General features: G+C 59.9%; 15 protein-coding genes. 7 read left to right on the forward strand and 8 right to left on the reverse strand.

Going from position 1 to position 16,605, the window contains the following annotated elements; genetic code table 11:
- Position 1 precedes the first annotated feature (1 nt).
- The gene (locus G6L97_RS08965) at positions 2 to 502 is read right to left on the reverse strand and encodes a type III secretion system chaperone family protein (RefSeq protein ID WP_006311131.1); all 501 of its coding nucleotides are present in this window, start codon (positions 500 to 502) and stop codon (positions 2 to 4) included.
- A gap of 432 nt (positions 503 to 934) precedes the next feature.
- Positions 935 to 1,198: an accessory factor UbiK family protein gene (locus G6L97_RS08970; protein WP_003513446.1), complete on the reverse strand. Its 264-nt coding sequence runs from the start codon at positions 1,196 to 1,198 to the stop codon at positions 935 to 937.
- A gap of 308 nt (positions 1,199 to 1,506) precedes the next feature.
- On the opposite strand from G6L97_RS08970, the gene lgt reads away from it, so the two are divergent.
- The 6 genes from lgt (at position 1,507) to G6L97_RS09000 (ending at position 7,562) form a co-directional block, all read left to right on the forward strand.
- The gene (gene lgt / locus G6L97_RS08975; RefSeq protein WP_029658791.1) at positions 1,507 to 2,319 is read left to right on the forward strand and encodes a prolipoprotein diacylglyceryl transferase; all 813 of its coding nucleotides are present in this window, start codon (positions 1,507 to 1,509) and stop codon (positions 2,317 to 2,319) included.
- 15 nt (positions 2,320 to 2,334) lie between these two features.
- Positions 2,335 to 3,435 carry a class I SAM-dependent methyltransferase gene (locus tag G6L97_RS08980; protein WP_097100646.1) on the forward strand — a complete coding sequence of 367 codons (1,101 nt, stop codon included), beginning with the start codon at positions 2,335 to 2,337 and terminating at the stop codon, positions 3,433 to 3,435.
- A 160-nt stretch (positions 3,436 to 3,595) separates the two neighbouring features.
- Positions 3,596 to 4,390, forward strand: a complete 795-nt coding sequence (pgeF, locus tag G6L97_RS08985; protein WP_019565220.1) for a peptidoglycan editing factor PgeF — start codon at positions 3,596 to 3,598, stop codon at positions 4,388 to 4,390.
- Positions 4,391 to 5,542 carry a M24 family metallopeptidase gene (locus tag G6L97_RS08990; RefSeq protein WP_038491760.1) on the forward strand — a complete coding sequence of 384 codons (1,152 nt, stop codon included), beginning with the start codon at positions 4,391 to 4,393 and terminating at the stop codon, positions 5,540 to 5,542.
- Positions 5,543 to 5,632: 90 nt separating this feature from the next.
- Positions 5,633 to 6,409, forward strand: a complete 777-nt coding sequence (locus tag G6L97_RS08995) for a hypothetical protein (RefSeq protein WP_038491763.1) — start codon at positions 5,633 to 5,635, stop codon at positions 6,407 to 6,409.
- A 220-nt stretch (positions 6,410 to 6,629) separates the two neighbouring features.
- Positions 6,630 to 7,562, forward strand: coding sequence for a ribose-phosphate pyrophosphokinase (locus tag G6L97_RS09000; RefSeq protein ID WP_003513466.1), 933 nt, complete (start codon positions 6,630 to 6,632; stop codon positions 7,560 to 7,562).
- 231 nt (positions 7,563 to 7,793) lie between these two features.
- On the opposite strand, the gene G6L97_RS09005 is transcribed toward G6L97_RS09000, so the two are convergent.
- From G6L97_RS09005 to G6L97_RS09020, 4 genes are read right to left on the reverse strand one after another with little or no spacing between them, the layout of a single operon-like run.
- On the reverse strand, positions 7,794 to 8,642 hold the full coding sequence (locus G6L97_RS09005) for a phosphatase PAP2 family protein (protein ID WP_065662230.1): 849 nt from the start codon (positions 8,640 to 8,642) through the stop codon (positions 7,794 to 7,796).
- Positions 8,632 to 10,140, reverse strand: coding sequence for an ArnT family glycosyltransferase (locus G6L97_RS09010; RefSeq protein ID WP_162686689.1), 1,509 nt, complete (start codon positions 10,138 to 10,140; stop codon positions 8,632 to 8,634). Before G6L97_RS09010 ends, G6L97_RS09005 begins: the two co-directional genes overlap by 11 nt.
- Positions 10,115 to 10,402: a lipid-A-disaccharide synthase N-terminal domain-containing protein gene (locus G6L97_RS09015; RefSeq protein ID WP_019565216.1), complete on the reverse strand. Its 288-nt coding sequence runs from the start codon at positions 10,400 to 10,402 to the stop codon at positions 10,115 to 10,117. The genes G6L97_RS09010 and G6L97_RS09015 overlap by 26 nt, the downstream gene beginning before the upstream one ends.
- A gap of 20 nt (positions 10,403 to 10,422) precedes the next feature.
- Positions 10,423 to 11,262, reverse strand: coding sequence for a glycosyltransferase family 2 protein (locus G6L97_RS09020; RefSeq protein ID WP_111783587.1), 840 nt, complete (start codon positions 11,260 to 11,262; stop codon positions 10,423 to 10,425).
- 190 nt (positions 11,263 to 11,452) lie between these two features.
- On the opposite strand from G6L97_RS09020, the gene G6L97_RS09025 reads away from it, so the two are divergent.
- Positions 11,453 to 13,720, forward strand: a complete 2,268-nt coding sequence (locus G6L97_RS09025; RefSeq protein WP_111783588.1) for a methyl-accepting chemotaxis protein — start codon at positions 11,453 to 11,455, stop codon at positions 13,718 to 13,720.
- A 143-nt stretch (positions 13,721 to 13,863) separates the two neighbouring features.
- Here G6L97_RS09025 and adh read toward each other — a convergent pair whose 3' ends face one another.
- Together adh and G6L97_RS09035 are read right to left on the reverse strand one after the other, a co-directional pair.
- Positions 13,864 to 15,381 carry an aldehyde dehydrogenase gene (gene adh / locus G6L97_RS09030; protein WP_003513477.1) on the reverse strand — a complete coding sequence of 506 codons (1,518 nt, stop codon included), beginning with the start codon at positions 15,379 to 15,381 and terminating at the stop codon, positions 13,864 to 13,866.
- 173 nt (positions 15,382 to 15,554) lie between these two features.
- Positions 15,555 to 16,514 carry a helix-turn-helix domain-containing protein gene (locus G6L97_RS09035; protein ID WP_013636592.1) on the reverse strand — a complete coding sequence of 320 codons (960 nt, stop codon included), beginning with the start codon at positions 16,512 to 16,514 and terminating at the stop codon, positions 15,555 to 15,557.
- Positions 16,515 to 16,605 lie beyond the last annotated feature (91 nt).

Genomic DNA, 16,605 nt, shown 5'->3' on the forward strand with positions numbered 1-16,605 from the left:
TTCAAGCTTCTCCGACGGTCTCGAACATGACCGCTTCAATTGCACTTTTCGCATCCAGCCCCGACCATACGACGAACTGGAATGCCTGATAATATTGTTCGCATGCCTCAAGCGCGCTGGAAAGCAGCACTTCCACCTGCTGGTTGTTAGGCTCCGCACCGCCAGCCAGAAGCAGCGACTGGCGGAAGATCACAACATCTTCCTGCCGCCACAGATCGAAATGACCCATCAGTACCTGGCCGTTGACCTGAGACAACAGGCGAATGACTTCGTTGACGCGCTGATCGGGCACCTTGATGTCGAAGGCGCAGGCCAGATGCAGTGCCTCGAAATCTTCCATCCAGGAAAAGGAAACGTGATAATCGGCCCAGTGGCCCGCCACCGTCATGGCGATCTCATCTTCGCCGGAACGTTCGAACGACCAGTCGTTCGAGGCGGCGACAATCTCGATCATGTCCACGGGATTGGACTGGCGCTCAATTTCAAATTCTATCAGGCTCATGCGGCACCTTCTCATCCGGTATGGATGTTCTGTTTTGAACGCCGGGCACAAAACGCACACACAAACCGGATTCAACACTTGAGACGATTGCCCGACACCAACAGAGTTACACATTCACCCTGTGTGGAGCTTACCAGGTTCGTTTCGAATCATCATTTAAAATCAGTGTATAATGGCCGAGTCCTGCTGCCACCCCTCGGGCAGCATTTTTACTTTTTGAACAGTGGATATCTTCTCCCCCATCACCTCAGGCGAGATACATAAGCGACTCTGGCAATTGCGTTTTTTGGAAGTGTCCACAGGCCTCAAAAAATTAACGATGGAGGCAGGTCCGGATCGAGAGGGAATAATTTCGGGTTGCATGGCCCGCAAACAAAAAGTCCCGGAATCGCAGGCGATCCGGGACCTATTGATGAAAAAGCGCGAAAAGAATCAATCCTTGGCAGCAGAAAGCTTTGCTTCCAGAGCCTCGATGCGAGCGCGCAACGCATCGTTTTCATCGCGCGCCTTGATCGCCATCTCGCGCACCGCGTCGAATTCCTCGCGCTTGACCACGTCGAGGCTGTTCAGCCAGCGATCCGCCTGTGCGTGCAAGGCAGCCTCGGCCTCCTTGCGCATTCCCTGCGCAGCGCCCGCCGCATCGGTCATCAGCTTGGCGAATTCATCCAGAAAACGATTGGTGCCTGTCGTGCTCATGGCCCTGTTCCTTCGTCGGTTCAGGGAGCGTTCCGTTCCCTGCTGTTGATGCCTTTCAGGTAGGCACTCGACAGCCGCCTTGCAAGCAAAATCGAAAAATCCACATGGCTTGCAATGGCCTTCGGCATCGCAAAGCGTCCCTTGAAGAATAATCTTGACCGGCGCTGCGGCAATCGCCATTTTCCTCGCGTAAAGAGACCGGAGAGCATCATCGCCCGGCTCCTTGAGGCAATGGGTTATTCTGTTGTCCGCCCAGCAACGATGACGGAATATACGGATTGTTAGCCGCTCCCACCCAACTTGCCATCATGCCATTTCCGAATATCGATCCGGTTGCCCTGTCTCTCGGGCCTCTGGCGATCCATTGGTACGGCATTGCCTATGTCGCCGGCATCATGCTCGGCTGGTTTTATGCCCGCCGCCTTGCGCTTACGCCTCGCCTGTGGCCAAACGATACATCGCCAATCTCGGCGCAGCATCTTGACGACTTCATCCTGTGGGCAGCCGGCGGCATCGTGCTTGGCGGGCGCATCGGCTACATCCTGTTTTACGATCTTGGCGCCGTCGCCGCAAACCCTATAAGAGCACTTGAGATATGGAACGGCGGCATGTCGTTCCATGGCGGCCTGATCGGCACGACCATCGCCATGATCCTCTTCGCCCGCAAGAACGGCATCCCTGTCTGGAGCATGTTCGATATCATCGCAGCCGTCGCACCTGTCGGCCTGCTGTTCGGACGCATCGCCAATTTCATCAATGGCGAATTGTGGGGACGTATCGCCGACGTTCCCTGGGCCGTCGTGTTCCCGACCGGCGGGCCGTTTGCGCGTCACCCCAGCCAGCTTTACGAAGCGGGACTTGAAGGCCTCGTTCTCCTCGTCATTCTGGCGGTCACCATCTACGTTTTCAGGGCGCTCAAAACACCTGGCATCGTAACCGGCATCTTCGTTTGCGGTTATGCGCTGTCGCGCATCTTCGTGGAATTCTTCCGCGAGCCGGACGCCCAGATCGGTTATCTCGCGGGCAACTGGCTGACCATGGGCATGGTACTCTCCACGCCGATGTTCCTTCTTGGCCTCTGGGCCGTCTTGCGTGCGCGACGCGCTAAAATACGCGCTTAAGCGGAATGGCCTGCCATGACGACACCGCTTGCGCAACGCATAAAATCCCTCATCCGCCTGAACGGCCCGCTCAGCGTCACCGATTTCTTCTCGCTTTGCCTTGCCGATCCTGAACACGGTTATTACCGGAGCCGCGAGCCTTTCGGCCGATCGGGCGATTTCATCACCGCTCCGGAAGTCAGTCAGCTTTTCGGCGAAATGCTCGGCGTTTTCGTGGTTCACGCCTGGCAGCGCCATGGCGCACCCGCAGATATTCGTCTGGTGGAAATCGGCCCCGGCCGCGGCACCATGATGTCTGACATGCTGCGCGTCATCCGCCGCATCGCCCCACCGCTTTACGAGACGATGCGGGTGCATCTGGTGGAGACCAGCCCTCGCCTTTGCGCCATCCAGAAAGAGACGCTCGCTGCGCATGCCGAACGGCTGACATGGCATGACAGTTTCGATGCTGTGCCGGAAGGTTTCCTGCTCCTCGTCGCCAACGAGCTTTTCGACGCCATCCCAATCCGGCAATTCGTGAAGACGCCGCAGGGTTTCCGCGAACGGGTGGTCAGTCTTGGTACCGATGGTGAACTGGTCTTCTCGACTGGGCTTGCCGGCATCGACCCGGCTCTGCTGCCGCCCGGCCCGGAACGGCAGCCGATTGGCAGCATATTCGAGATCGCACCCGCCCGCGAAGCCGTAATGACCGCAATCTGCCAGCGCCTGTCCGCATATGGCGGCACCGCACTCGCGATCGACTACGGCCATCTGGTCGCCGGGTATGGCGACACATTGCAGGCCATGCGCAACCATGCCTTCGACCCGCCGCTTTCTCATCCCGGGCAAGCCGATCTGACCAGCCATGTCGATTTCGAAAGCCTTATCAGGACGGCTGAGGCAAACGGCGTTCATGTCAACGGCGGCATCAGGCAGGGCGACTTTCTTTATGGTCTTGGCCTGAAGGAACGGGCAACCGCCCTTGCCGCGAAAGCTACACCCGACCAGACGCTTGAAATCGCCGAAGCGGTCAACCGTCTCGCTGGCGAAGGGGCTGGAAGGATGGGGGAACTTTTCAAGGTCATCGCCGTTTCAAGTCCCGCGCTCCATCTCATGCCGTTTCGCGCGGTGGATTGACAGTGCAATCACCTCTGGGCCAACATCGGCCCAGAACGAAGCAAGCGAACGCAGACACACTGCACCAGACAAACGCCGCGCAACGCCGCGGCAACAGGAAACATCTCGCTTAACGCATCCCACTGGCCAACAGCGACATTCTCCAAGGAACTCCCGCACCATGCAGAACGAAACGCTGCCGCTCCCCATCCAGAGCCCCCTGCTTGCCGCCTTGAGTGAAAACCGTGTCCGTCACGGTTTCTTCACCCGGCAAGGCGGTGTCTCCGAGGGGCTTTATCAGGGCCTCAATGTCGGCCTCGGTTCGAATGACGAGCCGGAACTGGTGCAGGAAAACCGCCGGCGCGTCACGCAATGGTTCGGCTTGTCTCCGGAACGTCTCGCCACCGTGCATCAGGTCCATTCTCCTGATGTCCTTGTGGTCGATGAAAGCTATGACGGCAGCCGCCCGCAGGCCGATGCGATGGTGACGGCGACGCCGGGTTTCGTGCTCGGCGTTCTGAGCGCCGATTGCGGCCCGATCCTTTTTGCGGACGCTGAAGCGGGCGTTGTGGGTGCCGCCCATGCCGGCTGGAAGGGTGCATTGTTCGGCGTGCTCGAAAACACGATCGAGACCATGAGGAAGCTGGGCGCCAGCCGCGAACGTATCTCCGCCTCCCTCGGCCCCTCCATCAGCCAGGCCAATTATGAGGTCGGGCCTGAATATGTGGCGCGCTTCACCGATTTCGATCCCGCCTATGCGGCCTATTTCACCGCTTCGGACAAAGGCGGCCATGCGCTATTCGACCTCAAGCAATTTACGGTGGACCGGCTGGTCAATGCGGGCGTGAGAGCGGAAAACCTCGGCCTCTGCACCTATCCCGATGAAGAACGCTTCTATTCCTACCGCCGCACGACCCACCGTGCCGAGCCCGACTATGGGCGGCAGATTTCCGCAATCGCAATTCTGGAGGACTAAATGGCCCTGCACTTCGAGCTCTCGGAATTCGATGCCCGCCGCGAACGGCTGATTGCCAAGATGGCGGAAGAGAAGCTGGACGCCATTCTGCTTTTCGCCCAGGAAAGCATGTACTGGCTGACCGGCTATGACACCTTCGGCTACTGCTTCTTCCAGACGCTGGTGGTCAAGTCGGACGGCTCCATGATGCTTTTGACCCGTTCGGCGGATATGCGGCAGGCCCGGAATACTTCGACGATCGAAAATATTCTCGTCTGGGTCGACCGGCCCAATGCCGACCCGACGCTCGATCTTAAGAACCTCCTCAGCGATCTCGATCTCCTTGGCGCCAAGATCGGCGTGGAATACGACACCCACGGCATGACCGGGCGCGTCGCCCGCCTGCTGGATAACCAGCTTGCCAGCTTCTGCCAGATGATCGACGCCTCCTATCTGGTCAGCAGCTTGCGGCTCATCAAGAGCCCAGCCGAGATCGCCTATGCGAGGAAGGCAGGCAGACTTGCGGACGAGGCTCTGGACGCTGCACTGGAACTCATCAAGCCCGGTGCGGACGAAGCCGCGATCCTCTCGGCAATGCAGGGAGCGGTTCTGGCCGGCGGCGGTGACTATCCCGCCAATGAATTCATCATCGGCTCCGGCGCGGACGCGCTGCTGTGCCGTTACAAGGCCGGCCGACGCAGGCTTGATGACAAGGATCAGTTGACGCTGGAATGGGCGGGTGTCAGCGCCCACTACCACGCCGCCATGATGCGCACGGTGGTGATCGGCGAACAAGACTTCCGCCAGAAGGAGCTTTACAGCGCCTGCCTGCAAAACCTCACCGACATCGAAGAGGTGCTGCGGCCCGGCAAGACCTTCGGCGATGTCTTCGACGTGCACGCCCGCGTCATGGACGAGCGTGGACTGACCCGCCATCGCCTGAACTCCTGCGGTTATTCGCTGGGCGCGCGTTTCTCACCGTCATGGATGGAGCATCAGATGTTCCATGCCGGCAACTCGCAGGAAATCGCCAGCGATATGACCCTGTTCGTGCACATGATCGTGATGGATTCCGATTCCGGCACCGCCATGACCCTAGGCCAGACCTACCTCACCACGCAAGGCGCGCCGGAACCGCTCTCGCGCCATAGCCTCGATCTTCTCACAGCTTAAATCTGCACCGGGTTTGACAGAGCGGGAAAACCGGCCCTACATTGCCGCCACCTTGGGCAAGAAGGAGCGGAACATGAGAGGAAACGTCGCATGAGCCGGACGGGGTTTACCCGCCCTTTCCAGACGTTTGTCGTTTCGGTCCTCGTCATTCCGGCGCTGGCGTTGACCCTGTCGGCCTGCAACACCACGGAGGCGCTGACGCCGCAGGTGAATGTCGGCCACAATAGCTCGCAATCGACACCGGTGACGCAGGGCGATCTCGACCAGATGGCTGCCGCCGCCGACCGCGCGCCCGCAGGCGCACCGGCAACCGCCTCTTCCGTGCCCGCTTATGCACCGCAGAACTCCCTGCAGGCGCAGGCACAGGCGCTTTCCAACGGCAATGAGTACGGCGAACCTCTTGGTCAGACCCAGTCTACCGGACAATCTGCAGGCCACTCACCCGCCAGCACCCAGCCGCCGCCTCCACAGCAGACGGCCGCACTTGCCCCCGCTGCTTCCGGCAACACCATCCGCTTCCTGCCGATCATCGGCGCGCCCGTTCAGGCCGTCACGCCGCTTTCGCGGCAACTGGGCGCCGAGGCGCGGGCAAAGGGGCTGACAATCCGCGCCTCCAACGACAATTCGGCAGAGAACATCCTCAAGGGATATTTCTCCGCCTTCGCCGATGGCAGCAAGGTCAACATCATCTACGTCTGGGACGTTCTGGATGCCAATGGTGTCAGGCTCCATCGCCTGCAGGGGCAGGAAACGGTGGCAGCCAAGGGCAGCGATCCCTGGGCCGCCGCGACCGACAGGGTCATGCAGGATATCGCCGCAAAAACGCTCAACGAGTATTCGTCATGGAAGCAGTCTCAAAGGGGATGAGATGAAACGGCGGGAGAAGTCACAGAGATTTCATGAAAATCATTGCGAAAGCACGGAGTCCTCTTGCAATCGGAAGCAACAACGCTATTAAGGCGCGCATGGCAACAAGGCGTATCCGGCAAAGGCTTTTCAGCCGGATGTTCCTCCCCTTGAACGACGCTTGGTTACGGCAGACACTTTCCCGTGGCGCAAGGCGATTGCATGGAAACAGGCGGGCGCAATGAAGGTTTTCGCAGGCAATTCGAACCGGCACCTTGCCGAAGCGATCTGCAAGTATCTCAACGTTCCCTTGGGAAATGCCACCGTAAAGCGGTTTGCTGACCAGGAAATTTTCGTAGAAATCAGTGAAAACGTACGCGGGGAGGACGTTTTTCTCGTCCAGTCCACTTCGTTTCCGGCAAACGATCATCTGATGGAACTGCTCATCATGATCGATGCCATGCGCCGCTCCTCGGCAAAACGCATCACGGCAGTACTTCCCTATTTCGGTTACGCCCGCCAGGATCGCAAAGCCGGCCCCCGCACACCGATTTCCGCCAAGCTCGTCGCCAACCTGATCACCGAAGCCGGCGCCGACCGTGTTCTGACGCTTGATCTTCACGCCGGCCAGATCCAGGGCTTTTTCGATATTCCGACCGACAACCTCTTCGCAGCGCCCATTCTGGCCCGCGATATCAAGGACCACTACGACACCAACAACGTCATGGTCGTTTCGCCTGACGTTGGCGGTGTGGTGCGCGCCCGTGCCCTGTCGAAGCGTCTGGACTGTCTGCTGGCCATCGTCGACAAACGCCGTGACCGTCCGGGTGAATCCGAAGTCATGAACGTCATCGGCGACGTATCCGGCAAGGACTGCATCCTGATCGACGATATCATCGATTCCGGCGGCACGCTCTGCAATGCTGCCGAAGCGCTGCTGAAAAAGGGCGCAACCAGCGTCACCGCCTATATCACGCACGGCGTGCTTTCCGGCGGCGCCGTTGCCCGCGTGGCCTCATCGAAGCTGCGCGAACTCGTCATCACCGACAGCATCCAGCCGACCACCAGCGTCCAGTCCGCGCACAATATCCGCGTGATCAGCACTGCGGGCCTTCTGGGCGAAGCGATCAACCGCACCGCGCAGGAACAGTCGGTTTCCGGCCTGTTCGACTGAAGCAATCGTTTCTCTCGTACATCTGCAAAATCACTGCATCCGCATACTGTCACCCCGGATTTAGTCCGGGGTCCAGTGCGATCAAGTCTTTGATCGCGTGAGACCCTTTCTTACGGCGCGTCCGCGCCGTGGCTGGATGCTGGTTAAAGTTTGGCATGATGAGAAGAAAGCTTATCAATTTTGCCAGCTATCTCAGCATCCGCAGAGATCGCAGCACTCCATCTGCACCACTCAGGAAGATGCCGTGCCCGCATCCGGCGGTCGTTGCAGCCGTGTGGCGGCGGCCTTGATTTTCGGCCACCAGCGCCGAGCGCGGGTGCGAACAGCATGGCTGCCATTGCGCCAAAGGCTGATGGCATCGGCCGTAACGGCATCGCCGGTAAATAGATGACGATGACGGGCAATTGCCAGCGCCCGGTAAAGGAACAGCGTCGTCAGTGCGGAAAACAGCACGGACATCACCACATCGCTGAGAAAATGCCCGCCAGCTGCAATACGCAGACCGGACATGAGGATGATGGCTCCGGCGGCAGTGCTGCCCATGAAAAGACGCCCGCCCCATTGCAGGCGGTTCCAGACAAGCGCGCAGAGCGGCAGGAAAAAGCTCGCTATGAGCGCCGTTTCCCCGGAGGAAAACGAACAGTTTGAATAACATTGCGTGCTGAACTGGAAAGGCGGCGTAAAAAGCTGATGTCCACCGAAATCGCTGACGCTGAACGGGCGGGCGCGGCCGATATTGGCCTTCAGCACCCCGTTTACCAGAAGCCCGGCGCAGAGCACCACAGGCCCGCAGAGAAAGGCCCAGACGCGCCAGCCGGTGCGCTGCATCGCGCCCAGCCTGATGTTGCCGACCAGAACGATGAAGGCCAGAAGTGCGGCCAGTTCCGTTAACTCCCGCAACGTATCGCGAAACCATTCCGGAACCGGCAGGCTTCCAGCCCACAGGCGCGCTTCGGGCGAGAAAAACAGGGAAGAAAACTCGAGGTCGATGGACGGGAAGGTCGCGAACAGGATGACGAGCGCCAATGTGGCGAACGTAACCCAGATCGTGATCCGCATATGCGAAAGATCATTGTCCATCGGCAACCCTCGGGATGCATTGTGGCGGCAGACGCCAGAGACCGATTTCCTTGCCCTCGAACGAGCCCGGCCCGGCAACCCAGGTCGACAGCGGCGCCTGGCCATTGAGACAACCCGGCAGGCTGTCCGCCCTCGCAAGATAGACGGGATTTGTCGCCTCTCCGGCTTTCAGCGGGTAAAGAAGCGCGTAGTGGCTGGAAGGAACGCCGGTTTCAGGCAGAGCGCGCGGCATGAGCAGCTTTTCGTCCCGCAGCTGATAAAAAAGCTCGGCCAGAATGGAGCGATCTGCAGCGACGATTGCATCCGCCCCCGCCTCTCGCGCCCTTGAAAGGCCGGTCGACACAAGCTCCGAGCTGCCGAGATAGCGCTTCATCGCCAGGTCGCCATTCGGCAAGCGCAATTCCGTTCCGGCGATCGTCATCAACGGCAGTGCGATGGCAACGATGCCGCCGAGCACAAGGGTGGAGACGGTAAGCCAGCGCCGGGATGCCAGGACAGGCACCGCCAGAAGCACGCCCGCGGCATAAGCCCCCACCGCCCAGTTGGCGAGCGCCCGCGACATCAGCCCCTGTGCCGTGATCAGAAGCACGATCGGTATCGAAAGGGCAACAAGCGCCCGGGTTTCAGCGGTTTTCGCCCTGAACGTCGCGACGATCATGCCGATGAAGACGAACGGCCCGACAACACCCGCCTGCGAGAAGAAGAACTCGAGCGCCGGACCGATTTTCAGCTTAACGCCATGCCAGTTGGCATTGTCCGCCGTGTGGCGCGCGGTCATGAAATCATGTGCGGCATTCCACCACAGATTGGGAGCGACGACGGCGGCGCAGACAACTACAGCAATACCGGCGTCACGCCAACGGATGCGCCAGCCCACGCACAGCCAGCCGGCAGCGATGAAGCAGGGCAGAAAATAGATCATCGCATATTTAGACATCAGCCCGAGGCCGAAGCTTAGACCAAGCGCAATGCTCCAGAGCATCGCGGACACACCGGCAGCGCGTGCTTCCGCAAGCTTGCGCACGCAGATCATCGACAGCACGATGAACAGCATCATCGGCGTATCGGTCGAGATCAGCAGACTGCCGAGCGTCACGGCGGGCAGCGTCAGATAGATGACTGCAGCCAGCGAGGCGAGCTTCGCATCATAGATCATGCGCCCGAGCGCAAGGATCGCCGCGGCCACTATGCCATGGATGACCGGCGCGGCGAGCCGCACGTCGAAGGTGCTCTCGCCGCCGCTCAGAGTGGTGGCGGCGCGAATGATCCAGCCGATCAGCGGTGGCTTGGAATAGGCGCCGAACGCCATCTCCCGGCCCCACAGCCAATATTGCGCCTCATCAACGAAAAGATCGGTGCGGTTGAAAGCAAGCCCGACGACGCGCAGCACGGTGACGAGCACGATTGCCGCAAGCGCAAACGTCATCCACTGGCGCTGCTCATTCGCCTGCGCGTAAGGCAGAGCTGCGGCCTCATGCATGCTGGCGGCGTTCTGCATGGATCAACCAGAGATTTCGGGCATAAATGAACAGGCCGGAGGCCTGCCCCAGAATGAAAACCGGATCGCGACGCCAGATCGCGTATAATAGCAGCACAAGGCCGCCGACGATTGAGAAATACCAGAAGGCTACCGGAATGACCGAGCGGTTCGCCCGTTCCGACGAAATCCATTGAACCAGAAAACGCATGGTGAACAGCATCTGGCCCATAAAGCCGGTGCAGACCCAGAGAAATTCCTTCCAGCTGTTCACATGCAGCATGGACCATAAGGCCGGTGCGTTCACGGCGATGTCTCCGTTTTGAAGGTTTCGGCCCAACTTGCCCGCTTGCGCCGCCGCAACAGCCAGGCAACGCCGATCAGGTCGTGGATGCCGACAAGCGCGCGGCCGATATTGGTGTAATGGGAATTGCCATGCAGGCGCGCCCGGTGCGTGACGTCGACATGGGCAACCTGCCAGCCGTCGCGATTGAAGAGCGCCGGAAAATAGCGGTGGTGGTGATCGAAATAGGGCAAGGCGAGATAGGCGTCGCGACGGAAAGCCTTGAGGCCGCAGCCGGTATCCCGCGTGCCGTCCTTCAATATCCGCGCCCGCAAGCCATTGGCGAAGCGGGAGGAAAGACGTTTTGCAAGCGTATCGCGCCGGCCGACGCGCTGCCCGGCCACAAGCGCAAGCCGGCTCGGCGCGTTCGTGGCAAGAAGCGGCGCAAGAAGCGCCGGCAGATTGTCCGGCGGGTTCTGCCCGTCTCCGTCAAGCATACAGACAACCGGCGCGCGCGCTGCCTGCACACCGCTATGGATCGCAGCCGATTGCCCGCCCTGCCGGTCATGCCGCACCAGCCGCAGCATCGGATAACGCCCGGCAAGCGAAAGCGCCACATCCGCCGTGCAATCGGAAGATGCGTCGTCCACCACGATAATCTCGAACGGACCGACCGGCTGGCAGGCAGCAACGATCTCAGCGACAAGCGTTTCAACGCTCGCTTCCTCATTGTGCATGGGTACGATAACCGCGAAATCCGGGATCGATCTCAAAGGGGCTCCGTCATATCCAGCCGCGGGTGTTCCGCAAACATCGTCGATAGTGGCAAGAGCAGGAGCGCGAAAAGCTTGCATGAATATGAACAGCCGTTGAACTTCGCACGGTATGCGCCCGTTCCATTGCAGTTTTATTACGGAGAATGGCCGGCCAGGGCCTTGGATTTTTTCACGGTATACGGGAAATAATCATACAATTCCCCGCCAAGCTTAACGCGACCGTAAACAATTGTTGCGACGGTACCGCAACGTTCTTTTGGGGGGAGGAAACAGGATGCCGGGTGCAAATCCGACTGCTGTCAAAGCTAAATCATTGTCAATCAAGGCCAAATTCGCAGCGCTCGTCACGGGCGCGACGCTGGTTTCGTGCCTGGCCGTTGGGCTGCTGTCATACGAAATGGGCAAGTCCGGCCTGATCGACGCCAGCAAGATCAGGCTCGAGACGGTTGCGGGAAACCAGTCCAAACAGCTTGATGCCTATACGCTGCGCGTCGAACAAAGCATTTCCGAGCTGTCGCAGAACGCTGCGATCGCTCAGGCGCTGGAAACCATGACCACGGTCGTACCGACGGAAAAGGATGCGATCATTCAGGCATTCCGCCGCGAGGGCGTATCCGAGGAGGAGCGCGCCTCCTTCAACGGTGAAGGCTTGCGGCTGCTCTATGCCATTCGCCACGCCACGATCAACGCGGCCATCGCCAGCGTCTGGCGCAACACCCGGGTCAGCGACATCTACGTCATCGACAAGGCAGGCCTCATTATCTATTCCGTGACCAAGGGCAAGAACTTCCTGACCAATGTGACGGAACCGCAAAACAGTGCGATCAAGGAATTGTTCGACCGCATCGAGGCCGGCAAGGACGGTGTCATCAGCACAACTGGGTTCAGCGATGGCGGCACCAATGAGTCGGCCCTGATCGGCATGCCGCTTGCGGTCTCGAACTGGGGTCAGTTGCAGCGCAAGGGCGCCGTCATCATGCGCATTTCCGCAGACCGTATCGGTGCGGTGGTAACACCTGAGGAAACCGGCAAGTCCATCGACGACGCCGTTCTTCTGAGCGCTGAAGGCAAACTTCGCGCGGGCGTGCTCTCCGGTGGGGCTGGAGTCGCCGTTTCCGAAAGTCTCGCAGCACTTACAGGTGCCAGCGAAGCCGGAACGGTCATGGCGAAGACCCCTGCGGGCAGCATCTTCTACGCCTATCGTCCGGTCTCCGTTTTCGGACAGAAGCATCTTCTGGCCATCGGCCAGCAGGAGAGCAAGGTGCTCGCAGCGGCCAATGATCTCGCCTTCTGGGCAACGCTTGCAACACTTGCGGTGCTTGCCGTCATGACACTCATCGGCATTTTTGTTTCCGCCAGCCTGACCAAGCCGCTGACCGGCCTTGCCGGGTTGATGGAACGTCTGAACGGTGGTGACCATAATATTGAGATCAAGGCCGTTTCCCGTGGCGACGAAATCGGCACGATGGCGCGCGCACTGGAATCCTTCCGCCAGGGCATTCTCGACAAGCAGCGAATGGAAACCGAGTCCCATCGCAAAAGCGAGGAACTGGACGAGGAACGTGCCCAGCGTGAGATGGAAAAGGCAAGAAGTGCAAAGGAACTGGAAGAAGCAGTCGATGCGCTTGCGACCGGCCTTGCCAATCTTGCTGCGGGCAGGCTCGATCTTCGCATTGAAAAACCCTTCGTGCCGTCGCTCGACCATCTGCGCGTCGATTTCAACAACTCCATAGCGGGGCTGGATGCGACGATCTCCAGCATCGGCGAAAGCGCCAACGCCATCCGCTCCGGCTCCGGCGAGCTGAAAAGCGCATCGGAAGATCTGTCGCGGCGCACGGAACGCCAGGCGGCCGCCCTAGAGGAAGCAGCCGCCGCACTTGGAGACATGACGCAGGCCGTCAACGTTTCACTCTCCCGCTGTGACGTCGCAGTCGGAACGACGGCGGAAACCATGCAGGATGCCCATAAATCCACCGCTGTCGTCAAAGAAGCGATCGTCGCCATGGAGCGTATCGAGACGTCGTCGTCCAAGATCCGCCAGATCATCGACGTCATCGACCAGATTGCCTTCCAGACCAATCTTCTGGCGCTGAACGCCGGGGTTGAGGCCGCCCGCGCCGGTGAGGCCGGAAAGGGCTTTGCGGTCGTGGCACAGGAAGTGCGGGAACTCGCGCAGAAATCGGCGGCTGCCGCACGGGATATCACGACGCTCATCGCCACCTCTGCGGGCGATGTGGAAAGCGGCGTGGCACTGGTGCTGAAAACCGGAGAAAGCCTCGAGCAGATCCAGAAACGCATCCAGTCGGTCAACGATCAGATCGGTGAAATCGCCACAGCATCGCGCGAACAATCCGGTCGCCTCGGCGAAATCAACGCCTCCGTCAACGAACTCGACCATGTGACGCAGCAGAACGCGGCGATGGTGGAGGAAACGACAGCTGCGGCCTTCTCGCTCGCAAGCGAAGCTGATGGCCTGACCGAACAGGTGGGCCAGTTCTCCGTAGGCGCCACCCGAAACCGCGACCAGCGTTACGCGGCATAGTCCGCAGTAAAAAAAGGCCGGAGGCAAAACCTCCGGCCTTTTATTTTGCTGAACTTCATCCGGGTTCCCAGGGACCGAAGCCCCTGGGAACTCGCCGGCGGCCGGAAATCAGGACGATCCGTCGCCGGCTTCCGGGGAGGAACTCAGAAGAAGCCAACCTTGTTCGGGCTGTAGGATACGAGCAGGTTCTTGGTCTGCTGATAGTGATCGAGCATCATCTTGTGGGTCTCGCGACCAATGCCCGACTGCTTGTAACCGCCAAAGGCGGCACCGGCCGGATAGACGTGGTAGCAATTGGTCCACACGCGGCCCGCTTCGATGCCACGGCCAGCGCGATAGGCGATATTGGTATCGCGGCTCCAGACGCCAGCGCCAAGACCGTAAACCGTGTCATTGGCGATTTCGAGCGCTTCTTCCACCGTCTTGAAGGTGGTGACCGAAACAACAGGACCGAAGATTTCCTCCTGGAAAACCCGCATCTTGTTGTTGCCTTCGAAGACCGTCGGCTGAATGTAATAACCGTCCTTAAGATCGCCCGTGAGCGTCTTGCGGTCACCGCCGGTCAGAACCTTTGCGCCTTCCTTCTTGCCGATATCCAGATAGCGCATGATCTTGTCGAACTGTTCCTGCGAGGCCTGCGCACCCAGCATGGTCGACGGATTGAGCGGGTCGTCCTGGCTGATGGCCTGAACGCGCTTGATCGCCTTTTCCATAAAGCGGTCGTAGATCGATTCATGCACCAGCGCACGCGACGGGCATGTGCAGACTTCGCCCTGGTTGAGCGCGAAGAAGGCGAAACCTTCAAGCGCCTTGTCAAGGAAGGCGTCGTCTTCATTCATCACATCGGCAAAGAAGATGTTCGGCGACTTGCCGCCCAGCTCCAGCGTGATGTTTGTGACATTGTCGGCCGCATAACGCATGATTTCCTTGCCGACGGGGGTGGAGCCGGTGAAGGCGATCTTGGCGATGCGCTTGCTCTGCGCCAGCGGCTTGCCCGCTTCAACACCAGTGCCGTTGACGATGTTGAGCACGCCCGGCGGCAGCAGGTCTTCGATAAGCTCCATCACCACCAGAATAGAAGCAGGCGTCTGTTCCGCCGGCTTCAGTACCACGCAGTTGCCGGCGGCGAGTGCCGGCGCAAGTTTCCATGCGGCCATCAGGATCGGGAAGTTCCACGGAATAATCTGGCCGACGACGCCGAGAGGCTCATGGAAATGATAAGCGACCGTGTCATTGTCGATTTCGCCGATCGTGCCTTCCTGCGCGCGGATGCAGCCCGCGAAATAGCGGAAATGGTCGATCGTCAGCGGAATATCCGCATTGGTGGTCTCGCGTAGCGGCTTGCCGTTATCCCAGGTTTCGGCCCGTGCGATGAGATCCAGATTGTCCTCGATGCGCTGGGCAATCTTGAGCAGGATGTTGGAACGTTCGGTAACGCTCGTCTTGCCCCACTTCTCCCGCGCCTGGTGGGCGGCATCCAGTGCGAGTTCGATATCGGCCGCATCGGAGCGCGGAACCTCACAAATCTTGTGACCCGTTACCGGCGACAGATTGTCCATGTAGCGGCCGGATTTCGGCTCCACCCATTTGCCGCCGATGAAATTTCCGTATTTCAGCTTGAAGGGCGCTTCGCCAGCTTTGTGCTGAACCTGAATATTCATGATTTCATCCTCCCTGATGAAAACGATCCGCGACGGACCGCATGACAGGAAGGTGGGCCTAGATGATCGTGGCGGGTAGTGGCACCGCGCGGTTCCGCAGCGCACATTGTCTCACATCTGCGACAAACCCGCTCCGATCCCGCTGAATTGAGCGGGTATCGTCTCTTATAGCCTCAATGCACGTCGAATTTCTTCATCTTGCGATGAAGCGTGGCGCGGCTGATGCCGAGCAGGGACGCGGCCTGCGTGACATTGCCATTGGTGCGCGACAGAACCCGGCGCAAAGCCGAACGTTCCGCCTCCTCAAGATCGGAACCGCCGTCGTGACGCTGTTCCTGCAACACATCGGCGGCGGGCAGCCCCTGCGCAATGCGATGGTCATCGAGCTTCAGCGCAAGGCGCGCCGCGCGCGTCGCCCCAAGCACGAGATCGTCCTGATCGACGGCAAGCAAGGAAAGTGCCGGACTGAAACCCGTAGGCACCACGACGATGCGCGCGCCGGGAAAGGCCCGGCGGAAGAGATTGCCCTCGATACGCTGGGCCGCATCCCGCACCGCCTGCGTGACGAAAGAAAACGTCATTTCGTTGATGTCGTCGCGGCACGTGGAAATATCGAGAGCGCCCGTCACCCGGCCGGTATGGTCGCGGATCGGGGCCGTGGTGCAGCACAGTTCCGTGTTCGATGTGAAGAAATGCTGATCGCGATAGACCACCACCGAACGCTCGTCGGCAAGTGCCGTTCCAATACCGTTGGTTCCGACGCTCGCTTCGCTCCAGACGGCGCCGGACCAGAGACCGAGCGCCCGGAAATCACGATCGTCACCGGCAGCACCCCGGCGCTCCAGCGCGACGCCCTGGGCGTCTGTCAAAAGCAGGCAGCAGCCGGATTTGCCGACACTGTGAAAAATACGGTCGAGTTCATCCGTGCTTTCGGCAATCAGGCCCGCCGCACTTTCGCGTGCGCGGCGGAATTCGACGTCGGTGAGAAAGATCGGCTTGCGGTTTTCCTCCGGCGCAAGACGGTGCGTGACCATGCAACGGCGCCATGAGGCGATGATCGGAGAACTTGCGGCTGCGGAACGTTGGCGCGCTGTTTCGTACACGCGGTCCGCATGGGCGATGTCTGTCGGCATTCGCTCCTCCCAAAGCTTTTCGGCAATGGTGCGCTGGAAGCGTTCACGTTTCAACTAAAAACTTTGCGACCCGCATCCGTCAGCGCAACCG

Source organism: Agrobacterium tumefaciens (assembly GCF_013318015.2).
Taxonomy (GTDB): domain Bacteria; phylum Pseudomonadota; class Alphaproteobacteria; order Rhizobiales; family Rhizobiaceae; genus Agrobacterium; species Agrobacterium tumefaciens.